We start from the raw sequence: 2,250 nt of genomic DNA, 5'->3' as shown, positions 1-2,250 counted from the left end.
ACGGTGTGGGGCGGGGGAAAAAGTAGAGATAACTTCAAAGCTTTACCTATCGCGACCCGTAAGGGTTAGTAGCTACCCCAGCCCTCTCGGGCTAGGATGCTACACATTTGTGCGCCCGTTCAAAGAGTTCCCTGCACAATCTCGTAAATATAAAGTCATTCTGACAATTGCTAGCCAAACACTATCTCAATTAGCTTTGGATTTCACAGAGCAGTATATGTTTACTTTACTAGGTTCGTTCCGTAACAAGATGATATTTGGTGATGTAACACCTTATGATGCGAAAATTTTCTCTGACATGTTTGGTGAAACAGAGGAATTTAAAGAATCTGAATCTGAACAAGGGATTTCTCCTATGCAAGAGAATCCCGTTAGTCGCTTAGGTTCGACATATCAAAAATTAAAAGAAGTCGTTATGTCACCAGGAGATATCATGGCACAAGGTGCCTTCATTTGTGCTGCGCGTATTGTACAAGACAATCATGTACAACCTGTACAACAAATTACTAGTAACTTTGTACCCAAAGAGGAATTTGCTCAAGCAATCATTCAAGTAGAGATTAAGTCTGGACAATATTGGGAAAACGAACGTCTTCGACTCATTGAAGAATCTATCGCAAAATCAAATCCTATGAAACATGTAGATGCAAATAATATAAAACAGATAGAATCATTTCCACCTAGGCATGGTGATAAAATAGGACAAAATAATTCCATAGAAACAAACAATAAGAACCAACATATTGTAGAGTTGGAGAATTATAAAGAACACAAGTCCGAATATGAAACAAACACCGTAGAAAATGTAACTTTTTCTGATTATTCTACGGCTGTCAGTCAACAGGTACATGTTATTGAAGAAACTGAAAATAAGTTGTATGAAGAAATTAAGGCATTTGTGATCGAATCACAACAAATCTCACCATCTCTTTTGCAAAGAAAATTCAGAATCAGCCATATAAAGGCTGTACAATTTATTGAGAAGTTAGAACACAATCAGGTTGTGAGCACTTACACTGGGAATGGCCCTCGTAAAGTTTTAATTTCAAACAATAATAGTACGTCGATATTATCAAAGGATTCTCAAATCAATACTACTCCTTCATCTAATACAGATTTAGATAATACGACTTCACGAGAAAATAGCATTCCAAACGAAGAAACAGAAGCACAGCAAGAGGAAACAGGCTTCTTTAAAGACATCCTATATGATGATGTAGTGGCCTTTGTTAAGGAATCAGGGAATGCTTCTATACATGCACTACAGAACGCATTTAAAATCGATTATACACGTGCTTCAAGATTACAAGATGCCTTACAACGGAATGGCGAGCTGCCGGGTATAACAAAGGAGACACATATGGAAATTGTAAGTCCTAAAAAAAATATGGAGCTAGCAGAACGGAAGAAAGAGGTATCTAATACTATGTTGGAACCAAAAAGGGATATAGATTACCCAATTCATTTAGGATTTCCTGTTGAGACTGATCCATTGCAAAAAAAGCTTCTAACAGAGGGACTTATAACTACAGTATTAGAGGAAGCAAAAACAGATATGAAAACTAATTTGAAACCAGCTACAAAAACAGTTAATCCCACTAAAGAAAATAAACTTGATGAAGAGGTTGCAAAAGTTTACGAATCTATTAGCATTACTGTTCATCAAAACTTAGAAAAGAATTTGGTAGAGAACACTAGAAATAATGAAGAGCAGCATGAAGATAAACATATGAACTATAAAGAACGCCAAAAAGGCTTAAAGGCCAAACAAAAGAATACGTATAACAATACGAATTCACTACTTAATAAAAACCAGCAACAAAAGAAAAATACATCTAATGTAATGAGTAAGGAATTAGATGATTTTTTTGATTAATACCTATAGAAACCTAAAATAACTTTTTATTCAAGATTATATTTTTAGGGAAAAGCTAGCTTAAATTAGGAGGAAAGGTTAGATATAGTATTTTAACTTTTCCCTTTTCAAAAAATAATACTTGCACATATTACATAAAAACGTTATATTTTAATTAATAATTATACAAATAAAAAATGACTTACGTGAAGGACACACCTTACGTACCATTCCAACGGTACAGGTGTGTCCTTTTTTACGTTCTAGGAGGAAAATATAATGGTGTGCGAGACGTTCTCGATTAAGTAATGCGCAAGCATAAGCGACAACGAGGACTGTTCTAGATTGTAGAAACAACAAAAACAATTAAGAGCAGGATAACTGTTCAGACGAGT

The 2,250-nt window shown here is 34.9% G+C and carries 1 protein-coding gene; it reads left to right on the top strand.

Features of this window, described 5'->3' with window-relative positions; translation table 11 throughout:
• Positions 1-1,876: DNA translocase FtsK (locus ACS2CR_RS33970; RefSeq protein ID WP_438906156.1), on the top strand; the 1,876-nt coding region annotated here is incomplete at its 5' end.
• Positions 1,877-2,250: the final 374 nt, after the last annotated feature.

This window comes from Bacillus cereus group sp. BceL291 (assembly GCF_051776705.1).
Classification (GTDB): Bacteria; Bacillota; Bacilli; order Bacillales; family Bacillaceae_G; genus Bacillus_A; species Bacillus_A cereus.
Note: the sequence above shows the minus strand (reverse complement) of the source record. Positions and strands in the feature narration are given on the sequence as shown.